The sequence below is a fragment of the Streptomyces thermovulgaris genome, from assembly GCF_002155915.1.
Lineage (GTDB): Bacteria > Actinomycetota > Actinomycetes > Streptomycetales > Streptomycetaceae > Streptomyces > Streptomyces thermovulgaris.
On the sequence record NZ_MUME01000369.1, the window covers coordinates 1 to 7,337 of the forward strand.

General features: G+C 71.3%; 7 protein-coding genes. 6 read left to right on the forward strand and 1 reads right to left on the reverse strand.

Annotated features, from left to right (window positions below; all coding sequences use genetic code 11):
• Nucleotides 1-61 precede the first annotated feature (61 nt).
• The 4 genes from CCN35_RS24260 to CCN35_RS24270 all read left to right on the forward strand — a co-directional run bounded on the left by CCN35_RS24260 (nucleotide 62) and on the right by CCN35_RS24270 (nucleotide 5,340).
• Nucleotides 62-2,179, forward strand: a complete 2,118-nt coding sequence (locus CCN35_RS24260; RefSeq protein ID WP_342748649.1) for a lantibiotic dehydratase family protein — start codon at nucleotides 62-64, stop codon at nucleotides 2,177-2,179.
• Between the two features lie 163 nt (nucleotides 2,180-2,342).
• Nucleotides 2,343-3,128 carry a thiopeptide-type bacteriocin biosynthesis protein gene (locus CCN35_RS30105; protein WP_342748650.1) on the forward strand — a complete coding sequence of 262 codons (786 nt, stop codon included), beginning with the start codon at nucleotides 2,343-2,345 and terminating at the stop codon, nucleotides 3,126-3,128.
• Nucleotides 3,125-4,357 carry a lanthionine synthetase C family protein gene (locus CCN35_RS24265; protein WP_086794357.1) on the forward strand — a complete coding sequence of 411 codons (1,233 nt, stop codon included), beginning with the start codon at nucleotides 3,125-3,127 and terminating at the stop codon, nucleotides 4,355-4,357. The genes CCN35_RS30105 and CCN35_RS24265 overlap by 4 nt, the downstream gene beginning before the upstream one ends.
• Nucleotides 4,339-5,340, forward strand: a complete 1,002-nt coding sequence (locus CCN35_RS24270) for a thiopeptide-type bacteriocin biosynthesis protein (protein ID WP_086794363.1) — start codon at nucleotides 4,339-4,341, stop codon at nucleotides 5,338-5,340. The genes CCN35_RS24265 and CCN35_RS24270 overlap by 19 nt, the downstream gene beginning before the upstream one ends.
• Nucleotides 5,341-5,762: 422 nt before the next feature.
• On the opposite strand, the gene CCN35_RS24275 is transcribed toward CCN35_RS24270, so the two are convergent.
• Complete coding sequence (locus CCN35_RS24275) at nucleotides 5,763-6,071, reverse strand: hypothetical protein (RefSeq protein WP_086794359.1); 309 nt, start codon at nucleotides 6,069-6,071, stop codon at nucleotides 5,763-5,765.
• A gap of 255 nt (nucleotides 6,072-6,326) precedes the next feature.
• Here CCN35_RS24275 and CCN35_RS24280 point away from each other — a divergent pair, with 255 nt between their 5' ends.
• Complete coding sequence (locus tag CCN35_RS24280; protein WP_067391941.1) at nucleotides 6,327-6,689, forward strand: arsenate reductase family protein; 363 nt, start codon at nucleotides 6,327-6,329, stop codon at nucleotides 6,687-6,689.
• A gap of 121 nt (nucleotides 6,690-6,810) precedes the next feature.
• On the forward strand, nucleotides 6,811-7,337 hold a 527-nt coding region (locus CCN35_RS24285; RefSeq protein ID WP_086794361.1), incomplete at its 3' end, for a hypothetical protein.

Below are 7,337 nucleotides of genomic sequence, written 5' to 3' on the forward strand. Positions count from 1 at the left end.
CGCTGCGCCCGGCCCACCAGCCGCCCCCCTCTTCCCGCGCCCCGTTTGAAGGAAGGGCCTCATGGCTTCCCGATCAGTCGCCGACTACCAGTGGCAAGGCGCCGCGTTGCTGCGGGCCACGACCAGCCCTGACCCGGCGGACATACCCCGCACTCTCAACCTGGACGACGTGGCCGTCACCCGCGGATGGCTGAGCCGCATCTGGCAATACGAGGACTTCCACAACGCGCTGGAGCTGGCTACCCCTGTCCTTGCCGACGCCATCGCGTCAGTCGTCCAGGGGCGGCAGGCCGAGCCCCGGCAGGTTCGCCGCACCGCGCTGTCGGTGGTCTCCTACCTGCTGCGGTGGCAGCACCGCCCGACCCCGATGGGACTGTTCGCCGGCACCGCCCCCGTGTCCGTCGGGCCGCGGGCGAGCGTGCGATGGCGGGACAAGCACGGTGCGGTGATCCGGCCGGACGCCGAATGGGTCACCGACATGATCATGCGGCTCCAGCGCAGCCCCGCGTTACTCAGGCGGCTGCCGCTGGCCGCCAACAACGCCGCTCGCGTCCGCGGAAACCGGCTCGTCGCGCCGGGCCCGCCGTCCGACGGCCACGCCCTCCTCCTGGCCCCGGCCGAGATATCCGTCCGCAACACCCGGCCGGTGGCCGCCGTGATGGCTGCGGCCCGGTCCCCCATCCCCTACGGGGACCTCCATGCCCACCTGCGCGAGCGCTTCCCGCAGGCCACCGCGGAGAAAATCGACGCACTCCTGATGGGCCTGGTCGACCAGCAGTTCCTCATCAGCAGCCTGTGGGCGCCCATGACCACCGTGGACGCTTTCCAGCACCTGTGCGACGAACTGGACCGGCACCACGCCGACCAGGTTCCGGACGTACGGGACCTGGTCCGCGAGCTGTACGCGGTACGCGACGACCTGTCCCCCCATCAGCCGGCACTCCCCGGCACCAGCGTGAGAACCCTCGCCACGCGGATGCGCGCCCTCACCACCGTCACCCCGACACCGCTGCTCGCCGACACGGCTCTCGACTGCGACGTGCAGCTCCCGCAGCCCGTGATCGCCGAGGTGCAGGCCGCCGTGACAGCCCTGTACCGGACCACCCCGCAGCCCTACGGCTACCAGCACTGGCGCGACTACCACCGCCGGTTCCGCGCCCGGTATGGCGTCGGCGCCCTGGTGCCGGTGATGGATCTGGTCGCCGACAGCGGCCTGGGGCTGCCCGCCGGATATGTCGGCTCCGAACGCGGCGCCCCGCTGAAGCTGCTCACCGACCGCGACGAACTGCTGCTCGCCCTGGTGCAGGAGGTCCTCCTGGCCGACAGCGACGAACTCCGGCTCACCGACGCGACGGTGGACGCCCTGGAGAAGGCCGCCGGACACGACGAGCGGCTGCTCCTGCCCAGGCTGGAGACCGCCTTCGAGATCCACTCTCCCAGCACCACGGCGCTGACGCGCGGCCACTTCACCGTGGCGCTGACCTCAGCGCCCAGGCCCGGGAGCAGCATGGCCGGCCGCTTCGCACACGTCCTGCCGCCCGAGCAGCAGGACGCCCTCGCCGCCACCTACCGAGGCGCCCCGGGCGTCCTGTCCGCGCAGTTGGCGTTCCCGCCGCGCCGCCGCCGCAACGAGAACGTCACCCGTACTCCGCAGTTGCTCCCGCACGTCATCGAGCTGTCCGGCCACCGGCCGACGGACGAGGCGACGATCCAGCTCGCCGACATCGCCGTCACCGCGGACCCGCGCAGCTTCCACCTCGTGCAGCTGTCCACCGGCCGGCGCATCGACGTGCGGGTCCTGCACGCCCTCGAAGGCGGCACCCAGACCCCGCCCCTGGCCCGCTTCCTCGCCGAGGTGGCCACCGCGCGCTGCGCCGCCTACAAGCCGTTCGACTTCGGCGCCGCCTCCCGGCTGCCCTTCCTGCCGCGGGTGCGCTACCGCCGCACCATCCTCACCCAGGCCCGATGGCTGCTGTTCGCGGATGACCTGCCGGGCCGCAAGGCCCCGATGACGCAGTGGGAGGACTCCTTCGACGCCTGGCGGGACCGGCTTCGGGTCCCGGCGCAGGTCGCCATGGTCGAGCACGACCAGCGCCTCCCCCCTCGACCTGTCCCACCCGGTCCACCGCCGGGCGCTGCGCGCGCACCTGGACCATCTCCGGCGTCTGGAACTGCGTGAAGTTGCGGACGCTGACGCTCATGGCTGGATCGGCCGGGCCCACGAGATATGGCTCTCCCTCGGTCGGCCCCAGCCCGGGACGGCCGATCCGCCTCGGCCGTACGCTGCGGTCACACCGGCTGTCATCGAACGCTGTCTTCCGGGCGCCGGCGACGTTCTCCACGTGCAGGTGCACGCCCACCCGCGCCGCTACGACGAGATCCTGAGTCAGCACCTGCCCCACCTCCTGACCCTATTCGGCGACCACCGGCCGGTCTGGTGGTTCACCCGCCACCGTCAGATGGCTCGCCCGGACGCCGACCAGCACCTCGACCTCACGCTGCACCTGCGACCGGACACATACGGAACCGCGGCTCAGCACGTCCACGCCTGGGGCAGCCGTCTGCACACGCTCGGCCTGGCCTCCGGGATCGTCCTGGCCCCCTACCAGCCGCAGACCGGGCGCTTCGGCGGCGGGGCGGCCATGGACGCCGCGCACCGGGTGTTCGCGGCGGACTCCGCCGCCGCTCTCGCGCAGATCCAGCTCGCCGAGCGCACCGAGATCTTTGCCCCGCAGGCACTTGCCGCGGCCAGTGCCCTGAACCTCGTCACCCACCTCGCTCCCAGCACCGCCGAGGCCGAGAAGTGGCTCGTGGAGCACCTTCCCCAGGGCACGGGGCGGCTGGACCGGGGCCTGCGGCAGCAGATGCTCGAACTGTGCGCCGGCGGCGCTTCCGCTCTCGCAGACCTTCCCGGCGGCAGCCTGGTCACCGATGCGTGGCAGTCCCGGGCCGACGCACTGGCTGCCTACCGCGAGGCCCTGGCCGGTGAACGGGACCCGCTCACCGTCGCCCGGACCCTGCTGCACCAGCACCACGTGCGGGCCCTGGGGGTCAGCCCGAACGCCGAGGCGACCACCCTGCGGCTCGTGCGGACCGTGGCCCTTCAGCACCGGGCGGTGAACCGGTGACCGCGCCGGCCGCCACCGCGGCGGCTCTCATCGAGCGATACACCGCCCGTCTCGCCGAGCCCGCACCCCCGCCCCCCGGCGAACCGTGGGTGGCGCAGTCCCTCGCCAACGGCGCCGCCGGAATCAGCCTGCTCCACATCGAGACGGCCACCCGCCACGGCAGCTCCTGGCGTCCTGCCCACCGGTGGATCACCGCCACAGCGGCCGGGCACGTCAGCGCGGCCGATACCACCGGACTGTTCCTCGGTGCCCCAGCCGTCGGCTTCCTCCTGACCACTGTGCCGACGCCTTTCCAACACCTGTACGACGCCGCGCGCAGCACCCTCCACCAGCACATCACCCGCCTCGCCCATCGCCGCGTCGATGCCGCACTCAGCCGCATCCGCGCGGGCGCCCTCCCCACATTCGCCGAGTACGACCTGCTCCATGGCCTCACCGGCATCGGCGCATACTTCCTGCGCACCGAGCCCGAGGGGCCCGCCCTGCAACGCATCCTTCGGTACCTCGTCGCCCTGGCCCGTCCGCTCGCACCCGGCGGACGAGGCCTGCCCGGGTGGTGGGTCCGCCACGACCCCGCCCGCGGTGAGTCACCCCTCTTCCCCGGCGGGCACGGCAACTTCGGCGCCGCCCACGGCATCACCGGCCCCCTGCTCCTCCTGGCCCAGGCCATGCGCCGGGACATCACCGTCAGCGGCCACCGAGAAGCCATGTGGACCATCTGCGAACACCTCGACGCCTGGTGCCAGCACGGACCCGCCGGCCCCTGGTGGCCCGAGCACATCTCACACAATGACCTCGACCGCGGCCACCCGCACCACCATGCCCCTGCCCGGCCGAGCTGGTGCTACGGAACGACCGGCATCGCACGCGCCGGGCAACTTGCCGGGATCGCCCTGGGTGCCCCCGACGTCCAGGCGTTCTACGAAGACGCCCTGTACCAGGCACTGACCGACCCCCACCAGCTCGCCCAGGTCACCGACACCGGCCTGTGCCACGGCTGGGCAGGCATCTACCAGACCGCCACCCGGGCCGCCGCCGACGCGATCGATGCCCGCCTTCACACCCTCCCGGCCCGCCTCGGCGACACCCTTGCCGCGCAGGCCCAGCCGGGCGGCCTCCCGGCGGCCGGGCTGATCAATGGTGACGCCGGCACCGCGCTCGCCCTCACCACCTACGCCTCCCAGCAGGCCCCGACCACCGGATGGGACGCATGTCTCCTGATCGACTGATCCAGGCGGAACCAGAGCCACTGCACCGCGCGATCCTCGCCGTTCTCGGCGGCCTGCCACTCCCCCACGCCGCCCGCCAGTACGAGGTGGACCCGACGATCCTGTCCGACGCCGTGGCCCTCTACGACCAAGCCGGCCGGGAAGCCCTGACCCGCCAGTCCACTCCCGACGGCTGGTGGCAGGCGTACCTCCACTTCACCGACTGGACGCAAGCCGACGCCACCTTCGCCGACCACGTACTGCCCCTGCTCCAAGAAGCGGAGGCCACCGGCATCATCGACGGCTGGTGGTACATCCGGAAGCACCCCTGCTGGCGCCTGCGCCTCCGCATCCGGCCGGGCGCCAGAACGACGAGCCTCACAGAGGACTTGAACCGGCTCGGCTTGCACCGCCTTGTTGCCGAGGGGCACCTGCTGCGGTGGTGGCCAGGCATCTATGAGCCCGAGACCGCCGCCTTCGGAGGACCGGTCGGCATGACGGCCGCACACGCCCTGTTCATCACAGACAGCCGAGAAGCGCAGCGGCTGCGGCACCGTGACGGCCTGGGCGTCGGGCCGCGAGAACTGTCCGTTCTCCTCTGCACGTTCATGATGCGCGCGGCCGGACTGGAGTGGTACGAGCAGGGCGACGTATGGGACCGCGTCATCACGAACGAACACCGCTCGGCCATCAACGACATACCTGCGAATCTCCTCACCAAGCGCGCGAAGGAGATCCGCCCCCTGCTCCTTGCCGACAGCGACGCCATGCTCCGCCCCGACGGGCCCCTGGAGCCCATCGCCGAGTGGGCCGCCGCCTTCCAGAGTGCGGGGCAGGCACTCAGCAACGCCGTTCAGGAAGGCACACTCAACCGCGGGCTGAGACAGGTGCTCAGCTATCACGTGATCTTCCACTGGAACCGGCTCGGACTGTCCGTCCGCGGACAGAGCATCCTGGCCTGGGCAGCCAGGGCCGCCATCCTCCACCACGGCAACCGGACATGACCGGCCGTGGACTGTAACGCTCAGCGCGCTGACTCCGTCCATTGAACGAGGCCGGCCGTGAACACTCGGCCACGATCCGATGTATCGCCGCTGGGAGGAATGTGACTGTGCCGACTCCAGCTCTCGACGGAACCGAGCAGCTCTTCTTCGAGCCGTTCGCAGACCTCTTCTCAACATCCCTGGAAAGCCCACACCGCCGACCGTCGAGGAACTGAACGGCCTTTTGCCCACGTCTGGATCGTGGCGGCCGAAATCAAGGCCGAGGAGCGCATCGCGAAGCTCGCCGCCTGCTTCTCCTCGGATCAGACCCGAGACGTAAGCACGGCGGGTTCCTACGATCCGCCGCGTGAACCCTCCAACGCAGTCTCCGCCCCCCAAGCCACCGGGCGCCCCGTGGACGCGGGGCGCCCGGCGGCCCCGGCTCAGCTCGAGCACCGCATCAGCTCCCGCACCATGCGGCACGTGGTGTCCGACGGCGGGTGGACGCCGATGAGCTCCGCGGTGCTGCGGATCGTCTCGTTGCGGGCCTGGTGCGGCAGGTAGACGCCCAGGTCGAGCAGGGCGATGGCGAGCCGCATCGCCTTCAGTCGGCGGTTGTGGGTGATGTACCACTCGCGCGGACGCCCCGCCGGCAGCGGTCGCTTCCGCACGGGTTCGTAGGGCAGGTCGAGCAGGACAGGACGCTTCGCGGTGGACTGGGTCGGCTTCGGCTTCAGTGCGGCAGCGGGCACAGGCATCCTCCTGTCGCGGTGGGAGCGCCATGGAAAGACTTCCCGCAACGCTCTCGAACATTGCTTCCAGTCTACTGCCCGGCACTGACATCGGACAGGGCTGCGAAGCCCACGAATATGCAGGTCAAGCGGCATTTTGAGGTCCTGTCACAGCTGCTGCGCACGGGGTTCGCGGGGCGGCGGAAAATCGAACAGAGGGCTCCGTCGGAGCGTGCTCGGGCACCGGCGGGGCACCCGGCCGGTACCGTGGGACGCATGGAGATCTGGATCAATCCGGCCTGTTCCAAGTGCCGCAGCGCGCTCACCCTGCTCGACGCCGAGGGCGCCGACTACACCGTCCGCCGCTATCTGGAGGACGTGCCGACCGAGGACGAGATCCGGGAGGTGCTCGGCCGGCTCGGACTGGAGCCGTGGGACATCACCCGGATGCAGGAGGCCGCCGCGAAGGAGCTCGGAATGAAGGAGTGGCCGCGGGACGCCGGGGCGCGCGACCGCTGGATCGCGGCACTGGCCGAGCACCCCAAGCTGATCCAGCGGCCGATCATCACCGCCGACGACGGCACCGCGGTGGTGGCCCGGACGGAGGAGGCGGTACGGGACGCACTCGGACGGAAGTAGTCACACGCCACCCCGCACGTGACTCAGCTCACACTGACTGACTCCTGTAACCGCTGAGTAACTTCGTTCGGCATCTCGTACATAGCGGCGTACGCCCCCCTACCTCTTGGAGGAGGCGCGCATGTCGCGCAAGAGAACTCTCAGCACGAAGAAGAAGATCGCGCTGCTGGCCAGTGCCGCGGTGGTGGCGGGAGGCGGAGCCATCACCTTGGCGACCACGTCCAACGCCTCGCAGCCGGACAACGCGCGCACCCTGTCCGCCGGGGACTCGACGGTCTGCCAGGGGCTCGCCACCGCCCTCGGCAACAACCTGAGGTTCATCGAGGCCCAGCGGGCCAACCCGGACGCGCAGTCCGAGGCGCGGATCGCCAACCGTGAGGCGGTCGTCGAGGAGATCAAGCGCAAGCAGGCCGCGTCCGGCTGCACGGTGGGGGAGTCGGCTCAGGGCTCCCAGGCCGGGCAGCAGAACGGGCAGCAGAACGGCCAGGCGGGCGAGCAGGGCGGCGGCCAGGCGGGCGGCGGCGCCCAGGCCGGCGGTGGCGCGCAGGGCGGCGACGCGGGGAACGCGGGCGGCGGCGCGGCGTCCGGCCAGCAGGTGTGCCAGGGCTCCACGGTGACGCTCTCGGGCGAGAGCGTCACCGTGGAGCC

What these genes read in the sequence shown, in the direction of transcription:
- CCN35_RS24260 (WP_342748649.1), top strand. Translation starts at nt 62, where the DNA reads ATGGCTTCCCGATCAGTCGCCGACTACCAGTGGCAAGGCGCCGCGTTG.
- CCN35_RS24270 (WP_086794363.1), top strand. Translation starts at nt 4,339, where the DNA reads ATGTCTCCTGATCGACTGATCCAGGCGGAACCAGAGCCACTGCACCGC.
- CCN35_RS24280 (WP_067391941.1), top strand. Translation starts at nt 6,327, where the DNA reads ATGGAGATCTGGATCAATCCGGCCTGTTCCAAGTGCCGCAGCGCGCTC.